We start from the raw sequence: 17483 nt of genomic DNA, 5'->3' as shown, positions 1-17483 counted from the left end.
ACAGTGCGACGAAACACCGTCTCGACGGTGGCTCGCGCTTGGGAAAGAGTCGGGCTGCTTATGCGCTGCTGCCACCGTCACTCCTCCGAGCCCGCCCTCCCTCAGTCCCGCGCCTTTGGCCTCCCTGGCGCCGCCGAGCACTATGCCGCGGAGCGTCCCATCCGCGCCGAGCACGTCCGCATCGAGCTGGAGCTCGACTTCGAGCAAGGCTCCATCACGGGCGTCTGCACCACCCGCGTCTCCGCCGTCCGCTCGCTGTCCACCCTCACCTTCGACGCCGTGGACCTGGAGGTGTCGAGCGTCCTCGTCGACGGGCGCACCGCGCGCTTCTCCAACTCCGGCACGCACGTGCGCGTGGACCTGCCCTCGCCGCTGGAGCCGGGCCACGCCGTGGAGGTGGCCGTGCACTACGCCGCCCGCCCGCGCCGGGGCCTCTACTTCTGGGGACCCGAAGCCGCCTATCCGGACCGGCCCCGGCAGGCGTGGACGCAGAACCAGGACACCGACGCGCGCTGCTGGTTTCCCTGCCTGGACACGCCCGCGCAGAAGTCCACCTCGGAGCTCATCGCCACCTTCCCCGAGGGACTGACGGCGCTGTCCAACGGCGTGCTCGTGAGTGACGGTGTCCAGGACGGACGGCGCACGCAGCACTTCCGCATGGAGCAGCCGCACGCGCCCTACCTCGTCACGCTCGCCGTGGGTGACTTCGAGGAGCTCACCGACACGTCGGGCACGGTGCCGCTGCGCTACCTCTTCCCGCGCGGCCGGCGCGAGGACGCGCTGCGCTGTGTGCGCCGCACCCCGGAGATGATTCGCGTGTTCCAGGAGGCCACCGGCGAGCCCTACCCCTGGAGCGGCTACGCGCAGGTGTTCCTCACCGAGTTCATCTTCGGCGGCATGGAGAACACCACCGCCACCAGCCTCACCGACTCCGTCCTCCACGACGCGCGCGCCCACGCCGACTACAACGCGGAGCCGCTCATCTCCCACGAGCTGGCGCACCAGTGGTTCGGTGATTTGCTCACCTGCCGCGACTGGCCCCACGGCTGGCTCAACGAGGGCTTCGCCACCTGGTTCGAGGTGCTCTGGAAGGAGCGCGCCGACAGCCAGGACGAGGCCGACCAGCACCGCCTCTCGGACCTGGAGGCGTACCTGGGCGAGGTGAAGGAGCGCTACGCGCGTCCCATCGTCTCGCGCCGCTTCCACGCGCCGCTGGATGTCTTCGACCGGCATCTCTACGAGAAGGGCGGCCTGGTCCTCCACGAGCTGCGCCGCCGCCTGGGCGATGACTTGTTCTTCCGGGGCCTGCGCCACTACGTCTCCCGCCACCGCCACGGCTCGGTGGAGACGGTGGACCTGGCGCGCGCCTTCGAGCAGGCCACCGGCCACAACCTGGACGCGTTCTTCGACCAGTACGTCTTCGCCCCCGGCCACCCGGAGCTCAAGGTGGAGGTGCGCTACGAGGCCGAGGACCGGCGCCTGCGCCTCAAGGTGCGGCAGACGCAGCGCACCGACGCCGGCACGCCCTTGTTCCGCCTGCCGCTGGATGTTCGCGTCACCGCCGACGGCCAGGACACCCTGCACCGCCTGGATGTGACGGACGCGGAGCACTTCTTCCACCTGCCGTGCGCCGCCGCTCCCTCACAGGTGCGCGTGGACCCGCGCCGCGACGTGCTCGGCACGCTGGACGTGGACAAGTCCGTGGGCCTCTGGCTGGAGGAGCTGCGCGCCGCGCCGGAGTCCCGCGCGCGCACCGAGGCCGCGCATGCGCTGGGTCGCGATGGAGGCTTCCGCGCCGTGGAGGCCCTGGGCGCGGCGCTCACGGACCCGCGTCTGTTCTGGGGCACCCGCGCCGCCAGCGCCAGGGCCCTGGGCCGCATCCGCACGCCCGAGGCACGGGCGCGACTGCTCCGAGCCCTGCGCGCCGAGCACCCCCGCGTGCGCCGCGCCGTGGTGGCCGCGCTGGGCGAGTTCCGCCGCGACGCGGAGGTCATCGCGCTCCTCCGCGCGCTCCTGCAATCTGGAGACACCAGCTACTTCGTGGAGGCAGAGGCCGCGCGCAGCTACGGCAAGCTGCGCGCCGCGGATGCGCTGACGGTGCTGGAGACGGCCTCCACGCGCGCGTCGTTCCAGGACGTCATCGCGGTGGGCGCCATGGACGGGCTCGCCGAGTCACAGGACCCCGCCGCCTTCACGCTGGTGGAGGCTCGCACCGCGTACGGTCAGCCCGCCTTCCTGCGCCGCGCCGCGACCCAGGCCGTGGCGAAGCTCGCGGAGGTCGCGGGCCGACAGCGCGAGGCCGTGGACCTGCTCACGGAGTTGCTGCGGGATTCGATGTTCCGCGTGCAGATGGGCGTCTTCGAGGCCGCGAGGACGCTCGGAGACCGGCGCCTCGTCCCGGCCCTGGAGGGCACGCCGCTGAGCGACGCCCGCGCCCGCCGTGCCGCCCGGGAGACGGTGCGCGCGCTGCGCGAGGGTGAGCCTCAAGCGCGCGAACTGGCCGCCCTGCGCGAGGAGGTGGACGCGCTGAAGGACGTGACGCGTGCGCTGCGGGAGCGACTGGAGGTGCTGTCTCCCGCGCGTGACATGGCGGGCCCGAAGGCGCACGGCCGCGCGAAGAAGCAGGCTCCGGCGCCCAGAAGCCAGCAGGCCACTCCCCGTGGCAAGCAGGCTTCGCCGCGCACGAGCAAGCAGTCCTCTCCCCGCGGCAAGCAAGCCTCGTCACGCACGAGCGAGCAGGCCTCGGCTCGCAAGAAGGCGGGCAAGCCCGGCGCCGGGGGGCGACGACGCTAGGATTCACGCACGTCGGCCGCCGTCGCAGTCACGTCAGCCGCAGTCGCACAGCGGCTGTCGTCACACGTCAGCCGCCGTCACACGTCAGCCGCCGTCGCACGCCAGCCGCCGTCACACGTTGGCCGCCGTCGAGTTCTCGCCGTCGCACTCCGGCCGCCATCGCACGTCGAGCTCCTTCACCCGTCCGACGGCCGCCCGGCACACGGACATGCCGGGCGTGTGCTTCCCGGGCAGGTCCTGGGCGCGCCCGCCTCGTCTGATGGCTACCTGTAGGAAAAGAGAAAGCAATCCCTCGCGGGAGACACGTCGTGGGAACCCGTGACGGAAGCGGGACGGGCCCCACGAGGGCCCCAGGGGAACACATGGCCAGAGCCAACGAGGAGCTCAGCGCCTGGCTGGATGCCGCCGTCGACCCGATGGTCGCCTGCGACTCGCACGAACATGTGTACCTCCTCAACCGCGCGGCCGAGCGGCTGTTCGCCTGGAAGCGCGAGGACCTCCAGGGCCAGCCCGTCTCCCGCCTCTTCCCGGAGCGCATCAGCCACCATGAAGGCCAGAGCCTGGTGCGCTACCTGCTATCGCGCAGGGACGCCCTGGAAGGCCGCCCCACCCGGGTCTTCGCGCAACGACGCGACGGCGCGGAGGTCCTCGTCGAGCTCACCGTGGGCACGTCAGGCCAGGGGGACGACGAGCGCATCGTCATCAGCCTCCGCCGCCTGCACGAAGTCATCGACACCCTCCGCGAGCCGCTGGAGCACCCTCGCCACGAAGGGGCGGCGACGCTCGTCGAGACGCGGGCCCGTGGCGATGACCTCTACCGACTGGTGGTGGAGAACGCGCCCCTGGGCATCTTCCACTACGACACCTCACCCGTCATCACCGCCTGCAACGAGCGCCTGGTCACCATCCTCGGGTCGACCAAGCGCATCATCGTCGGACTCAACCTCCTGTCCCTGCGCGATGAGGAGATGATGCGCTGCGTGCGCGAGTCGCTCGCGGGCCGGGGCGCGGACTACGAGGGCAACTACGCCTCCGTCACCGGCCACAAGGTGACGCCCGTCCACGTGCGCTTCGCGCCCTGCTACAACGATGCGGGGGTCGTCGAGGGCGGCGTGGGCATCGTCGAGGACGTCTCCCAGCGGCGGCGCGTGGAGCGGGAGCGCGACGAGAGCCTGGCCCTGCTCACCACGCTCTTCGACAGCGCGCCCGTGGGCCTGGGCTTCCTGGACACGCGGCTGCGCTACGTGCGCGTCAACGAGCGGCTGGCGGACATCAACGGCAGGTCCCCCGCGGAGCACCTGGGAAAGAATCCCCACGAGGTGCTGGGGGCTGGCGGCCCTCCCGTCGAGCTCATGCTGCGGCACGTGCTCGAGACGGGCGAGCCCGTGGTGGACCAGGAGGTGGACACCGAGGCCATGAACCTGCCGGGCCCCCGTCGGCTGCTCGCGGGGAACTGCTATCCGGTGCGAGCCCCGGACGGGCACGTGCTGGGCGTGGGCGTGCTGGTGGAGGACGTCACCCTGCGCAAGCTGGCCGAGGAGGAGCGCGAGAAGATGTTTCACGAGGCCCAGCAAGCCATCCGCGTACGCGACGACTTCCTGTCCATCGCCTCGCACGAGCTGAAGACCCCCCTCACGCCGCTGAGCCTCCGGCTGGCGACCCTGGAGCGCAAGCTGGAGCGGGGCGAGAGCGTGGACCTCACCACCCTGCGCCACGCGCGTCAGCACCTCCTGCGGATGACGGGGCTCATCAATGACTTGCTGGATGCGTCGCGCATCGAAGCCGGCCGGCTCGCGCTGCACCCGCAGGCCACGCGCATGGACAGCCTGGTGGAGCATGTCCTCCAGGCCATGGACGCGCAGCGCGCCGGCCACGAACTGCGCTACGTGCGCCCCGAGCACGCCGTGCAGGTGTTCGCGGACCCGTACCGGCTGGAGCAGGTCATCTCCAACCTGGTCGAGAACGCGTTCAAGTACAGCCCCGACGGCGGCGTCATCCAGGTGACGTTGGAGACGCGTGGAGAGCTGGCGCTGCTGTCGGTGAAGGACCCGGGCATCGGCATCCCCGAGGACCAGCAGCAGATGCTCTTCGAGCGCTACTTCCGCGCGCGCAACGTCTCCTCGCGCTCGTACGGCGGCCTGGGCCTGGGCCTGTACATCAGCCGCGACATCGTCGAGCGCCACGGCGGCCGCATCTGGGTGGAGAGCCAGGTGGGCCAGGGGTCCACCTTCCACATCGCCCTGCCACTGCTCAGTGGCACCTCCGCCCACCCGCCCGCCACCCAGCCGGACCAGCACGTTCACTGAAGCTCCGCCACCCCCGCTTCCGAAAGAACTACAGGCCCGTCTGTCCACCTCTTTGCATCCCAGGGCCCCAATCGCCTGGATTCGCACGTCCCAGGCGCTGGCACGCGGGCTGCTCTACCGGAAGTCAGAGAAGCAACCCGAGAGGAGCAGGCACATGACGACGGAAACGGCTGCTTGGACTCGCGACAATGACGGCTGGCTGGTGCGCGTGAAGGTGGGCGGGCGCATCCAGGAGGTGCGTTGCACCACCGAAGGCCAGGCGCGCTACATCGCGGGCGTGCTGGCCTTCAATCCACCGCCTCCCGCTTCGAAGCTGCGTCACTGAGCAACGCCGAGGGGGCCCGTGGGGGGGCTGACCAGGTACGCGTCCAGCTGGTACCAGTTGTTGTACGCGACCTTCCACGCACCATCGTGGACACCGGGCAGGGGGATGAGGGGGCCACCAATCTGGCCGCTGGTGCCCCACGTGAAGCCCATGTCCACGCCCGTGGACGTCTCCATCAGGGTGATGTCCGTGGCGAGCTGGGTGTTGAACCGGCGAATCTCCGCGTTGGTACCGGACACCCAGAAGATGATGCGGTGGGCGCGCACGTCGAAGCCGAACGCGTAGAAGGCGCCCGCGTTGGTCGGGTCCGTGACGATGACGGTGTGCGCGCTGAGCAGGTAGGGGCTGTGCGGGTACAGCGGCGTGCCGGTGGGGATGCTCGACAGGGGCGTGGGCGCGGTGGGCATCGCGTACGGCGTCCCGGGGATGAGGCCCGGGCAGTAGTTGGAGAGCGACGGAGGCGCGGGGAGCGCGCGCTGCTCGGCGGAGCCCTGGGACGACAGGTCCTCGGAGGCCAACACTTCGGAGGGGTCACCACCGCAAGCGGCGGTGGACAGCGAGAGGATGCAGAGCAGCGCGGAGCGGAGGTTCTTCATGGTGTGTGCCTCGGTGTGAAGTGACACGTCGAGCGTCCACGGCCCTGGGGAGCCGAGGTCGCCTGTACGGCGACTGCGGTGAAGGTGAAGCGGTGGGGAGCCGGGCTACTCGAAGACGACGACCGTCTTCACCCAGCTGTCGGGCCGCGCGGACAGCTCGCGCAGGCGTTCATCTCGGAGCGCGGTGGCGGCGCTGGCGCCGGCGCGGATTCGCTCCATGACCCGCGCGAAGAAGGGCCCGGCTTCCGCGTCCGGGATGTCGATGGGTGAGGCGATGACGGCGCGCGCGCCCGCCTCGGCGAAGGCCACCGGGAGGCTCCACGGCGAGTGGAGGTACGGCGCCGAGCGCGCGGCCTGGCACGCACCGAGGAGCACCACCGGCGCGCCCTTGAGCTTCTGCTTGCGCACCTCGCCCGCGGTGAGCGCGTAGCGACCACCGGCCTCGGGCGCCATCACCAGCAGCGAGGCGTCCGACACGCCCAGGTTCACCAGGCCGTGCGCGTGGATTTCCACCTCGGTGGCCTCGGCCAGCTCGGCCAGGAGTCGCGACGGCGTGGCGGCGGCGCCCGTCAGCTCCACGCGGCGCGGGGACGGGCCACCGGACAGCTCCCAGCTGCGCAGCCGGGGCAGGTTCAGCGCGGCCGGCGCCTCCACGTCATAGACGACCAGCGGACGCGGCGCGGACAGCGCGGGCGCCTGGGCCTTCCGGCCCGTGTCGTAGCTCCAGGCCAGCTCCGGCGGCAGCAGGCCCGCCTGGCCATGCACCGGGTAGCGCGCGAACACATGCACGTGCTCGCAGGGCTTGAGCGCGGCGGACATCGCCGGAGGCACCAGCGCGGTGATGTCGAAGTCGGGGGAGCGTCGGCTCGCGTCCTGGTGGCCAAGCAGCTCTCCACCGGGGCCGCGCGCGGCGACCAGGATGCGCTCGTCATGCACCTCCACGCCCAGGGCGCAGCGGGTGGGCGCGGCGACTCCGCTCTCCTCCGCGAAGAGGGCCAGCGCACCCGCCCAGTCGCCCGTGGAGCCCGCGTCCAGGATGAGGGAGGAGTAGCTGTAGGCGCGGGCCTTCGCCGCCACCGGGTCTCCGGCACCCAGCCGCGTGCCGTCGGTGATGGCCTGGCGCAGCAGCACGCGGCCCGCCTCGCGGTCCGAGCCGATGACGGCGCGTCCCTCGATGTGCGTGGCCACGACCCGCTCGCCCGGACGCAGCCAGCCAGCCGCATCCAGCTTCTTCAGGCCGTCGCGCACCTGCTCCACGTCCCCGGGCTTCGGGTCCAGGCGCGCCAGGTCCGCCAGCACGAAGGCGCCGTTGAGGAAGATGGGCACCTCGCAGGCCGGCGCCTTCTGGAGCTCCGCGCGCGCCGCTTGCGGCTGGAGCGCGAAGACATGCAGCGACGCCAGGCTCTCGTGGACATGCCGGGTGGCCGCGCAGCTCCTGTCACGCAGGGCCTGCTCGCCCAGGTAGGCGCGCGTCAGGGCGAAGGCGTTGCGGAAGCGCGCCAGGTCACCCAGCACCAGCAGCAGGTCCGCCTGGAGCTTCCACTCCTGCGACTGCCGCGCCCACTGCAGGCCCGCCAGGGCGTGCTCGCGCGACTCCACCAGCCGGTGCTCGTCCTTGTAGATGTGCGCCAGCAGGTGCTCCAGCTGACCGCAGCGGTAGTCCGCCTTCGCGCTCCCGCAGGCCGCCACGGCGCGCAGGAGCCGCGCCTCGGCGCCGGCCAGGTCGCCCCGCGCATACTCCGCCAGGGCGCGCTCGCGCTCCACGTTGAGCGTCAGCCACGAATCGCCGAGCGACTTCGCCGCCTGCTCATACGTGTCCAGGCGCGCCGGCAGTCCGCCCGCCAGGGGCAGCACGCCCAGGAGGATGTCCTGGTGCTCCGTGCCGGCCAGCTGCTTCGCGAGCGGCGCCAGCGTCGCGCGGTCGAACGTCCCCAGCAGCACCTCGCGGAACCGGGCGGCCAGCGGCGCGCGGCGCTGGAAGTCCAGCCCGGCCACGCGCTCGGCGTAGCGCGCCATCGTCTCTCCGCCGTAGTGCGCATCCAGCACGTGGGCGAGGGGCAGGAGCGCCTTCACGCGCTCGGCGGACGGGGCGGACCACACCGCGATGTTGAACCAGTTGCGCGCCGTGCCCGGCACCGCGCGAGCGACGTCCTCGGGGAAGGGCGTGCCCTCCAGGGCCAGCGCCTTGCCGGCCTTCTGCGCGGAGTCCCACGCGCCCTTGCGTCCGTCGAGCTGCCGACGCAGCACCGCCGCGCGCTCCTTCGCCTCGTCCGACCAGCCCGGCTCGCCGAGCAGCGCCACCGTGTCGAAGGCCTCCGCAGCCAGCGCGTCCAGGCCCAGCTCGCGCAGCACCAGCGCGCGGTTCCACAGCGCCTGCGGGTGTCGGGGGTGCTTCTCCAGCACGCCATCCAGCAGGGTGAGGGCCGCCTCCAGCTCGCCCTTCGTCAGCGCCACCACCGCCCGGTCGCTGTCCACGTCCGGAGACGCGGAGGCGCGCTGCAGGTAGTCCGCCGCCTGCTCGCGCTCGCCGCGCAGCAGGTGTCCCACCGCCAGGCCCTGGAGGTCGCCCTCCGCCTCCAGCTTCGCCAGCGCCTGCAGCGGCACCATCTCCCGGGGCCGCTCGTCGCCGGAGCGCAGCACGCCGTAGGGACGGTGCGCGCTCGCGCCCGCCCAGCTCAGCCGGGCCTCCAGGGAGCGCGTGGGCGCCAGGGCGAGCATCTGCGTCTCATCACCGCCCGGGTTCCGGGTGCGCAGCACCACCACCGCGAAGACGGCGGCCAGCGAGCCGGACAGCGCCGCGGCGGCCACCCAGTTGCGACGGCGGCTCCACGCGGGACGGAAGGCCCTCACGGGCGCGGTCTCCGAGGCCTGGCGCTGGGCCGGCGGCGTCACCACGCCCTGCACGGCGGACTTCGCCTCCACTTGCGCCAGCTGCCCCCCGAGCGCCTGGAGCTGGAGGATGTCGTCCAGCTCCGCCTGGCACGCCTCGCACGTGCCCAGGTGCTCGCGGAACGTGTCGGCCTCCTCGCCGGACAGCTCGCCGTCCGCGAAGGCATGCACCAGGTCGTGGACCTCCATGGGCTCTGGAGCACTCATGGCGTCTCCACCTTGTCGGTGCCAGCGGGCATCAACAGCTCCTTCAGCTTGCGGCGAGCGCGGATGAGGCGCGTGCCCACGGTGGCCTTGGGGATGCCCAGGCGCTCCGCGATTTCCGTATAGGGGCGCCCCTCCAGCGCATGGAGGCGGTACACCATGGCGAACTCCTGGGGGATGCGCTCCAGGGCCTCGCGAAGCTGCTCCGGGCCAATGGCGGCCCACGCGGGAGCGGCCTCAGGCTCCGGCGCGGCGATGCGCTCCTCCAGCTCCTCCGCCGACACATCCGAGCGGCGCTCACGCGCCTTGGAGCGGCACCGGTCGATGAAGAGGTGGTGGAGGATGGTGAAGAGCCACGCGCGCCCGTCGGTGCCGGGACGGTAGCGGGCCAGGTTGAGCAGTCCGCGCTCGTAGGTGTCCTGGACCAGATCCCTGGCGTCCGTCGGGTTGCCACACAGCCGGAGCGCGGTGGCGCGCAGTGCCGCCTCATGCTCCCGGATGAACGCCGCGAACCAGCGGCTGTCGAGGGTCGGCGTTGAGAGGGGCCTGCTTTCCACGGGGGGTGCAGGCTGGACCGCCGCGTCATGGCCCGTCAAGCCCCGAGACCGGGCTCGGCGGGTCAGCAAGGCAGGTGATTGCAGGGCGAAAGCATCCATGGCGGTCGCCCTACCCAACGCCGCCCTCCCGCCATCTTCCCGAACGAATTATCGGCGGATTTTCCAGCCCACGCCGGGGCCCCCCTTGGAGGGGCGGTCGTCAGTGCTCCGCCCGGGGGTTGCGCCGGACGATTTCGCCATTGAGGACGTTGGCGAAGCCCACCCACGCCAGGTACGGCGCCACCAGCCACGCGGCCGGCCGGTCCACCTCTCGCGTGGCGGCGATGTAGGCACCAATGCTTCCCAAGAGGGCCACGTTGTCCGCCAGGGCCCGGCGGGGCTGATGGCGGCCGAAGAAGAGCCAGGACCAGGCGGCGTTCAGGCCCAGCTGCACGCCCCACCACCCCAGGGCCTGGGAGCGCGAGGGCCCCGCGGGCGCCGTCCACACCCGCCAGCCGGAGATGGCGATGAGGGCATAGAGCGCGGTCCACACGGGCGCGAAGGCCTTGGGTGGCGGCTGGAAGGGAGGCTTGCGCAGGTGACGGTACCAGCGGGTGTCGGCGGAGCTCTGCCGCGCGCCCAGGACCGCCGCGCCCAGCGTGAGCGCGCTGAAGGCCCCCAGCGCGATGACGGACTCGGTGCGCAGCGTGGGGTTGAGGGCGGTGCGCTTCACCGGACCCGGAACCGTTCGCGTCGAGGGCTCCCACGAAGTCTGCTGCATGGACTGTCTCCCAGTGCGCATCGCGCGCCAGTGTTCGATGCAAGGTGGTGATGGCCCGCATCACCCGCCACCCCTGTTGACTGTCGGCGGGTGGGCGCTCTATCGAGACCCTGGGGAGGAACGACATGGTGAGCGCGGACGAAGTGCTCGACTTCTGGTTCGGTCTACCGGCGGACCCGGCTCGAAACCCGGCCTGTATTCGTCCTCGCGCCGAGTGGTTCCAGCGCGACGCGGCCTTCGATGCGGAGTGCCGGGACCGCTTCCTGGACACGCACGAGCGGGCGGCGGCCGGGGAGCTGAGCACCTGGCGGGACGAGCCCCGCACCAGCCTGGCGCTGGTGCTGCTCCTGGACCAGGTGCCCCGCAACATCTTCCGAGGCACGCCCCGCGCGTTCGCCACGGATGGCCACGCGCGCTCGGTGGCGCGTCACGCGCTGGCGCGGGGCCTGGACCTCACGCTGCCGTCCGTGTGGCGGTGGTTCATGTACCTGCCCTTCGAGCACAGCGAGGAGCTCCACGACCAGCGGCTGTCCGTCTCGCTGTTCGAGATGCTGACGCTGCATCACTCCGGCAGCCACGAGCCGCTCGACTACGCGAAGCGGCACCTGGATGTCATCGAGCGCTTCGGCCGCTTCCCGCACCGCAACGATGCGCTGGGCCGGCCCACGACCCCGGAGGAAGCGCGCTTCCTCCAGGAGCCGGGTTCATCCTTCTGAGGACGGGCGCGGACGGCGAGGCTAGGCCGGGGCGCCGAGCTCCTCGGGACTGGCGGCGCGGGCCTCCAGGGTGATGCCGGAGGCCAGCCAGCCGCGCACCAGCACCAGGTGCTCGCTCTCCGCGTCCAGGGCGAGCTGGAAGCGGTCCGCCAGGGTGTCATGGCCCAGGCCGCGCGCCAGCTCGATGAGCAGCTCCCAGCTCGCGTTGTCGGTCAGCTCCGCCACCAGCAGCGCCTCCAGGGACTGCCGCAGGTTGGTGCGCGGGTCGGCGAGCACGGCGGGCAGGCCCATGGACATGACGCCCACCAGGTCCGCGCAGGGCGTCACCGCCGTCGGGTCCGCGCCGAGCTTCGTCAGCGATTCGGAGAGGAGGGCGAAGTGGGACAGCTCGTCGTTGAGGATGCGCTCCAGTCCCTCCTGGGTGGGGCCATCCTCCCAGGAGCCGTGGACGTCGAGCTTGGCGAGCGCGCCCTCGTAGAGCCGGGAGCCGGAGCGCTCGAAGGCGAGCCGCTCCCCCAGCTTGTCGAGGAAGACGGTGGGCTTGGCGCCCTTGAGCAACTCCACCGCCGTCTTCGCCACGCCCTTGAGGTTGGCGGGAGGCGGGACGTGGCCCACGCCACCCGACTCCAGGGCGTACTGCTTGCGCACCTCCAGCAGGAGCGAGCCGTCGCCCGGTGACGTGGGGGCCCGCTTCTGGGCGGCCTGGAAGATGTCAGCGCTGTCGATGGGTGACATGGCGATGCCCGTGCGATTGGGGCCCATGTCGCTGGTGGTCTTCTTCATGTCAGTGAACCTTCCTTCCCGCGGACGTGGAGCCCATGCGCTGCACGCGCGCGGCGAGCTCCGTGCCAGGAGTCCATTGGTAGCCGGCCGCCACCGTCTCCGACGGCGAGCCTTCCGAGTTGAGCTGGTCGCGGTAGACGAGCGAGCGGTGGTCCGCGGGCAGGTCCGCCCTGGGCACGAAGTCCGGACCGTTGGTGGCCAGGTCCTCCTCCGCGTTGAGCGTCTTGCGGACGAACTCGCGGTGCTGCTTGTACTCCACGGGCTCCGGCAGCGTGCGCGGCAGCACCGACGCCGCGTCACGGCCCTCCACGCGCTCGAAGAGGTCCTTCACGAAGTGCAGCTGGCCCAGCTCGTAGTCCAGGAAGCGCTGCCATACCTCCTTGATGCGCGGGTTCCCCTCGTACGCGAGGCACGAGTAGAAGTTGTAGACCTCCGCGGCCTCGTGCATCAGCCACTTCTCCAGCAGCGTCTCGCTCGGGTCCAGGAGCGACTCGTATTGGGTGACGTGCTGCTCCTCGATGGCTGCGATTTCCGCGTAGAGCTGCCGCGCCGCCGGGTCCGTGAAGAACGGCCCCACCGTCATGTAGTAGTCGTGCGTCTGGTTCTCCGCCGCGGTGATGCTGATGGCGTGAATCTTCGACAGCGGATGCGCCGTGGTCTTGTCGTAGGGACGGCGCAGGTCATCCAGGGGATGGCGGTGCTCCAACGAGGTGGCCCGTCCCGGAATGATGTCCGTATAGGACTGGGTGATGGTGTTCGGGTCCTTGCCCTCCAGCCTGTCGTAGAGCGCCGAGTAGCGGTACAGGTGGTCGAAGTCCTCCAGCAGGCCGAAGCGATACGTCTGAGCCAGGTAGGGGTCGGGCTCGCGCAGCGCCACGCTGGCCGTCACCTCGATGGCGACCTGCTCGAAGCCGAGCGTCGTCTCCAGCGGGTTCTGGTCCGGGGGGTTGAGCCAGTTGATGAGCGTCTGCTCGAAGTGCTCCACCCGGCGAATCCTCGCCAGCGGCTCGCGCAGGGAGCCGTTGATGCGGGCCATCATGTGCTTGGTGCGGAGCGCGTCCGCCATGATGCCGTTCATGTAGATGACGCGCACGCGGGTGAAGGCGTCGTCATCCAGCTTGCTGTAGGGGCGGCGCACCAGGTCCTTCCACGTGAAGACCTGTCGGTCGAGGGGAACGCCCTTCTCTTGAAAGATGTCCAAGGCCACGTCGGGCTCCTTTGGAGTGCGTGAGACGGGAGGCAACGAGCCTGCCGTGATGACGCACAAGGTCCGGATGGGTGCGATGAATTGCAACGCCGAGGCCTCGAGAGAATAGAGCCCGCGACTTCGCGTCTGGAGGGCAGGCTGCGGAGCGCGCGGGGCCGCCAGCCCCGTCCATCGGGAATTCAGGGGTTCAAGGGCAGGTGCCTCGCGAAACAAGGCTTGGGCTAGTGTGACGAAACACGAACCACGCACATCGCAAGAGGGGGCCGTGGCAGGGGACACCTGGAAAATCATCCGGCTGCGCTGGCGCGACCACTGGCGGTTGATGCTGGGCGTGGCGGTGTTGTCCACCGCGCTGGCGATGCTGGCGTGGTGGCGCGGCTGGCTCGACGACCTGGAGCGCGGCGCGTACGACCAGGCGCTCACCACGTTCACCGACGGGCGCGGGAAGTCTCCCGCCGTGTCGGTGGTGGTCATCGACCAGTCGTCGCTGGACGGCATCCGCGCCAATGAGCGCTACACCCTCAACTTCGGCAGCTGGCCCTACAGCCGCAACCTGTGGGCCCGCGTGGTGGAGCAGCTCCAGGCGGAGGGCGCGCGCGCCGTCGTGTTCGACGCGGTGATGGACGAGCGCTCCTCCGACGAGTCCATGGACCTGGCCTTCGCGCAGATGCTGCGCGACACGCGCGTCCCGTTCTTCCTGGGGGTCTCCACCAACGCCAACGCGCAGCCGCTGCCGCGCGCGGACTTCGACAAGACGCCCGCCTCCCCGCTCGCCCCCCTCCCGGCCGAGCCCGTGGCGTCCCCCGTGGCCTCCACCGGCGAGTCGCTTCCCCAGGAGGCGCTGCCTGCGGGTGGGGAGACCTTCCCGAAGGAAGGCGGCGAGGAGACGTTCCCCGAAGCGGCCGGCGGCGAGTTCGCCGACACACCTGACAACGGCGCCGTCGCCTCCGTCACGCCGGAAGAGATGGCGCACGCGCTCGCCTACCCCGTGCGGACCGGAGACCTCCTCCTGCCGAGGCTGGAGGGCCGGGAGTTCGCGGGCGAGACGGCCGAGTCCACCGCCGAGCACCCCACGCACACGCTGCGCCACCCCGTGCCGCCCATTCCGGTGCTCGTGGGCGCGGTGGACGGCTTCGGGCTGGTGGACACGGAGACGGACCCCGACGGCTTCATGCGGCGCACGCGCTTCGCGTACACGGATGGCGCCAACACGTACCCGACGCTGCCGGTGCGCGTGGCCGCGGGCCTGCTGGGCGCGAGCGAGGTGAAGCTGTCCGACAGGAGGCTGCGCGTGGGCAAGCGGGCCTACGCGGTGGACCCGGACGGCGGCGCGGCGATTGACTACGGCGGCGGAGAGCTGCACGAGCGCTTCCGCACCGTGACCCTGCTCGACGTGCTCGACGGCTGGGTGCGCCGGGACAAGGGCCTGCCCTCCGGGCTCCCGTCGGAGGCGCTCAAGGGCAAGGTGGTGGTCATCGGCGGCACCGCGCTGGGGCTCAGCGACATCAAGGCCACGTCCTTCCAGGCGGAGGTCCCCGGCGTCATGAAGCAGGCGGCGGTGCTGGAGACGCTGCTCGGCAACGGGCGCTTCATCACCCGGGCCCCGCTGGCGGTGGACCTGGCGCTCACGCTGCTGGTGGCGCTGGTGTCGGTGGTGTTGCTGATGACGACGCGCTGGACGCCGCTGGAAATCGCGTGGCCGGTGGCGCTGCTTTTGGGCATGTACCTGGTGACGGGGCGCTTCCTGTCGTCCGGGACGCACGTGCTGACGGCACTGCCGTCCATGGCGGGCCTGCTGGCCAGCGTCACGGCGGTGGCCTTCAACCACCTGGTGGCCAACCGGGAGACGGAGTTCGTCCGCGCCGCCTTCAGTCGCTTCATGGAGCCCAAGCTCGTGGAGCAGATGATTTCGGAGCGCAAGCTGCCGAGGCTCGACGGAGAGAACGTCGAAATCAGCGCCTTCTTCAGCGACATCCGAGGCTTCTCCACCTTCAGCGAGCGCTTCAAGGAGGACCCGCGCAGCCTGGTGCGCATCCTCAACACGTACCTGACGCGGGTGAGCGGCGTGCTGCTGAAGGAGGGCGGGTGCCTGGACAAGTACATCGGCGACGCGGTGGTGTGCCTGTTCGGCGCGCCCATGCGCCAGGACGACCATGCGGTGCGCGCGTGCCGGGGGGCGCTGGCGGCCAAGGCGGAGGTGGACCGGATGCGCGAGGAGTTCCGCGCCAAGGGCCTGCCGGACGTCTACACGCGCATCGGCGTCAACTCGGCGGTGAACTTCGTGGGCAACTTCGGCAGCGAGCAGCTCTTCAGCTACACCGCCATCGGCGACGGGATGAACCTGGCCGCGCGGCTGGAGGGCGCGAACAAGGCGTATGGCTCCGTCATCATGATTGGCCCGCGCACGTACGAGCTGGCGCGCGAGCACATCGAGGTGCGTGAGCTGGACCGCGTGCGGGTGGCCGGGAAGACGGAGGCCGTCACCGTGTATGAGCTGCTGTCGCTCAAGGGCGGGCTGGATGCGCGCAAGCGGGCGACGGTGGAGCGCTACCACGCAGCGCTGGCCCTGTATCGCGAGGCGAGGTTCGACGAGGCCTCGTCGATGCTGGAGACACTCGGGGCCGAGGACCCGGACGACGGTCCGACGAAAGCCCTGCTGGAGCGTTGTCACAAGTATGCGAAGGCGCCGCCGCCGGACTTCGACGGCGTGGCGAGCCTGGACAAGTGAGCGGGAAAGGAGTCGGAGCCATGACGATGAGAACGAGGGCGGCCTGGGTGGCCTTGATGCTGGCGCTGGGCTTTCCGAGCCTCGCGTCGGCGGTGGCGGTGGGGGGCTCGCTGTACGTGAAGGCGAAGAACACCCGGGTGATGGAGAGCCCGTCGCCCACGGCGAACGCGGTGGTCATCCTCCAGCCGGGGGAGCAGGTGAAGTGGGAGGGCGCGGACGCGAAGAACAAGCAGTGGCACAAGGTGAAGACGGCGACGGGGAAGAAGGGCTTCGTCTTCCAGTCGAACCTGTCCACCACCGCGCCCGACATGGAGCTCGTCGTGGAGGACAAGGGCAAGCGCAAGGTGAACCCCGCGGGCTTCGTCGCCAGCGGCGCGGCGGTGAAGGCGCTCAGCCCCGGCGCCGTCGAGTACGGCAACAAGAAGGGCGGCGACCACAAGCAGGCGGTGGCGCAGCTGCAAAGCCTGGAGAAGAAGGCCAAGGGCGTCTCCACCGCGGACATCGCGAAGCACGTGACGGAGGCGGGGCTGTTCCCCGTCGTCGGCGCGGAGGCCACGGCGAAGTCGGGTGCGTCCAAGGGCAAGTCGAAGGGGGGCACGTGATGCGCGCGCACTGGAAGACGGTGGCCCTGGCGGGCCTGGGCCTGCTGGCCTCGTCGTGCAAGGGGGTGGACTGGACGCGGGTCGCCCAGAAGGCGGGGACGGTGGCGAAAGACTCGGCCTCGGCGACGAAGGAGCGCGCCTCCTGCGAGAAGCTGAACGTGGAGCCCACCGTGACGGAGGAGTACGCCATCGGCAGCGCCATGGCCATCCACTGGGTGCAGGGGGCCGGCGGGCTGATGGCGCCGACGGACGGCGCGAAGGGCACCGGGGTGCACGACCTCCACGCGTACCTCAACGTCGTGGGGAAGAACCTGGGTGCGCAGTCCTCGCGGCCCACGCTGGAGTGGACGTTCGGCGTGCTCAACGACGACCAGAACTTCAACGCCGTGTCCACGCCCGGGGCCTACGTCTTCGTCACGCGGAAGCTGCTGTCGGAGCTGGACAACGAGGGGCAGCTCGCGGGCGTGCTGGCGCACGAGATTGCCCACGTCGTGCTCAAGCACTCCATCCAGCAGTACAACTCCGCCAAGGTGAGCCTCTGCAAGACGGCCGTCACGATGGAGGCCGGCTTTCCGGGCTCCGGCCAGCTCATCGCCTCGACGGACAGCGGCGGCAACCTGGACCTGGACGGCGACTCGGCGCTGCTCGGCAGCCTGACGGAGAAGGTCATCGAGCTCGCGGAGAGCGGGAACGACCAGGAGCAGGAGTACGCGGCGGACCAGCTCGCGGCGCGGATGATGATTTCCGCCGGCTATGACCCGAACGCGTATCTCGTGCTGCTGCGCAAGACGACGGACAGCTCGAGCCTGGGCTCACGGCACCCGAAGAAGGCGGACCGCGAGAAGCGCCTCGTCACGTTCCTCGCAGGGCTCAAGCCCACGCAGGGGCAGTTCGCGGAGCTGTCGCTGGAGGGACTGCACAACCCGCCGCTCAAGCCGGAGCTCGTCGCCGCGCTGAAGAGCGCCTCGCGCGGCGGTGTGGCGAAGGACGGGAAGTAGGGGCTCCTTCGGGGCGCCC

13 protein-coding genes are annotated in these 17483 nt (G+C 70.9%); 7 read left to right on the top strand and 6 right to left on the bottom strand.

Going from position 1 to position 17483, the window contains the following annotated elements; genetic code table 11:
* Positions 1-60 precede the first annotated feature (60 nt).
* The 3 genes from LZ199_RS12060 to LZ199_RS12050 all read left to right on the top strand — a co-directional run bounded on the left by LZ199_RS12060 (position 61) and on the right by LZ199_RS12050 (position 5424).
* Positions 61-2793, top strand: coding sequence for a M1 family aminopeptidase (locus tag LZ199_RS12060; protein ID WP_253993803.1), 2733 nt, complete (start codon positions 61-63; stop codon positions 2791-2793).
* A gap of 362 nt (positions 2794-3155) precedes the next feature.
* Positions 3156-5099: a PAS domain S-box protein gene (locus tag LZ199_RS12055; protein WP_253993802.1), complete on the top strand. Its 1944-nt coding sequence runs from the start codon at positions 3156-3158 to the stop codon at positions 5097-5099.
* A 154-nt stretch (positions 5100-5253) separates the two neighbouring features.
* A complete protein-coding gene (locus LZ199_RS12050; RefSeq protein ID WP_253993801.1) occupies positions 5254-5424 on the top strand; it encodes a hypothetical protein in 171 nt (56 codons plus the stop codon).
* Here the strand turns inward: LZ199_RS12050 and LZ199_RS12045 are convergent.
* The 4 genes from LZ199_RS12045 to LZ199_RS12030 form a co-directional block, all read right to left on the bottom strand.
* Positions 5418-6020, bottom strand: a complete 603-nt coding sequence (locus LZ199_RS12045; protein ID WP_253993800.1) for a hypothetical protein — start codon at positions 6018-6020, stop codon at positions 5418-5420. The two genes, LZ199_RS12050 and LZ199_RS12045, sit on opposite strands and share 7 nt — an antisense overlap.
* A gap of 105 nt (positions 6021-6125) precedes the next feature.
* Positions 6126-9116 carry a CHAT domain-containing protein gene (locus LZ199_RS12040; RefSeq protein ID WP_253993799.1) on the bottom strand — a complete coding sequence of 997 codons (2991 nt, stop codon included), beginning with the start codon at positions 9114-9116 and terminating at the stop codon, positions 6126-6128.
* Positions 9113-9670 (bottom strand): RNA polymerase sigma factor, encoded by a 558-nt coding sequence (locus tag LZ199_RS12035; RefSeq protein ID WP_253993798.1) that lies wholly within the window; start codon positions 9668-9670, stop codon positions 9113-9115. The genes LZ199_RS12040 and LZ199_RS12035 overlap by 4 nt, the downstream gene beginning before the upstream one ends.
* A gap of 199 nt (positions 9671-9869) precedes the next feature.
* A complete protein-coding gene (locus LZ199_RS12030; protein ID WP_253993797.1) occupies positions 9870-10430 on the bottom strand; it encodes a TspO/MBR family protein in 561 nt (186 codons plus the stop codon).
* A gap of 125 nt (positions 10431-10555) precedes the next feature.
* Here LZ199_RS12030 and LZ199_RS12025 point away from each other — a divergent pair, with 125 nt between their 5' ends.
* Entirely contained in the window at positions 10556-11146 is a 591-nt protein-coding gene (locus LZ199_RS12025) for a DUF924 family protein (RefSeq protein ID WP_253993796.1), read from the top strand.
* 21 nt (positions 11147-11167) lie between these two features.
* Here the strand turns inward: LZ199_RS12025 and LZ199_RS12020 are convergent, their stop codons facing one another.
* Entirely contained in the window at positions 11168-11929 is a 762-nt protein-coding gene (locus LZ199_RS12020; RefSeq protein WP_253993795.1) for a ferritin-like domain-containing protein, read from the bottom strand.
* Position 11930: 1 nt separating this feature from the next.
* Positions 11931-13136 carry a hypothetical protein gene (locus tag LZ199_RS12015; RefSeq protein ID WP_253993794.1) on the bottom strand — a complete coding sequence of 402 codons (1206 nt, stop codon included), beginning with the start codon at positions 13134-13136 and terminating at the stop codon, positions 11931-11933.
* A 265-nt stretch (positions 13137-13401) separates the two neighbouring features.
* Between LZ199_RS12015 and LZ199_RS12010 the strand changes: the two genes are divergently transcribed.
* The 3 genes from LZ199_RS12010 to LZ199_RS12000 are packed head-to-tail and all read left to right on the top strand — an operon-like array spanning position 13402 to position 17464.
* Positions 13402-15864: a CHASE2 domain-containing protein gene (locus LZ199_RS12010; RefSeq protein ID WP_253993793.1), complete on the top strand. Its 2463-nt coding sequence runs from the start codon at positions 13402-13404 to the stop codon at positions 15862-15864.
* Positions 15865-15884: 20 nt separating this feature from the next.
* Entirely contained in the window at positions 15885-16466 is a 582-nt protein-coding gene (locus LZ199_RS12005; protein ID WP_253993792.1) for an SH3 domain-containing protein, read from the top strand.
* Complete coding sequence (locus tag LZ199_RS12000; protein WP_253993791.1) at positions 16466-17464, top strand: M48 family metalloprotease; 999 nt, start codon at positions 16466-16468, stop codon at positions 17462-17464. The genes LZ199_RS12005 and LZ199_RS12000 overlap by 1 nt, the downstream gene beginning before the upstream one ends.
* The last annotated feature ends 19 nt before the right edge of the window (positions 17465-17483 follow it).

Source organism: Myxococcus qinghaiensis, from assembly GCF_024198215.1.
GTDB lineage: Bacteria > Myxococcota > Myxococcia > Myxococcales > Myxococcaceae > Myxococcus > Myxococcus qinghaiensis.
This window is presented reverse-complemented; position numbering and strand designations above follow the sequence as displayed.

Excerpts from the sequence above, each read along its gene's own strand:
- LZ199_RS12055 (WP_253993802.1), top strand. The coding sequence starts at position 3,156 with ATGGCCAGAGCCAACGAGGAGCTCAGCGCCTGGCTGGATGCCGCCGTC.
- LZ199_RS12040 (WP_253993799.1), bottom strand. The coding sequence starts at position 9,116 with ATGAGTGCTCCAGAGCCCATGGAGGTCCACGACCTGGTGCATGCCTTC.
- LZ199_RS12020 (WP_253993795.1), bottom strand. The coding sequence starts at position 11,929 with ATGAAGAAGACCACCAGCGACATGGGCCCCAATCGCACGGGCATCGCC.
- LZ199_RS12050 (WP_253993801.1), top strand. The coding sequence starts at position 5,254 with ATGACGACGGAAACGGCTGCTTGGACTCGCGACAATGACGGCTGGCTG.
- LZ199_RS12060 (WP_253993803.1), top strand. The coding sequence starts at position 61 with ATGCGCTGCTGCCACCGTCACTCCTCCGAGCCCGCCCTCCCTCAGTCC.
- LZ199_RS12025 (WP_253993796.1), top strand. The coding sequence starts at position 10,556 with ATGGTGAGCGCGGACGAAGTGCTCGACTTCTGGTTCGGTCTACCGGCG.
- LZ199_RS12045 (WP_253993800.1), bottom strand. The coding sequence starts at position 6,020 with ATGAAGAACCTCCGCTCCGCGCTGCTCTGCATCCTCTCGCTGTCCACC.
- LZ199_RS12005 (WP_253993792.1), top strand. The coding sequence starts at position 15,885 with ATGACGATGAGAACGAGGGCGGCCTGGGTGGCCTTGATGCTGGCGCTG.
- LZ199_RS12030 (WP_253993797.1), bottom strand. The coding sequence starts at position 10,430 with ATGCAGCAGACTTCGTGGGAGCCCTCGACGCGAACGGTTCCGGGTCCG.
- LZ199_RS12000 (WP_253993791.1), top strand. The coding sequence starts at position 16,466 with ATGCGCGCGCACTGGAAGACGGTGGCCCTGGCGGGCCTGGGCCTGCTG.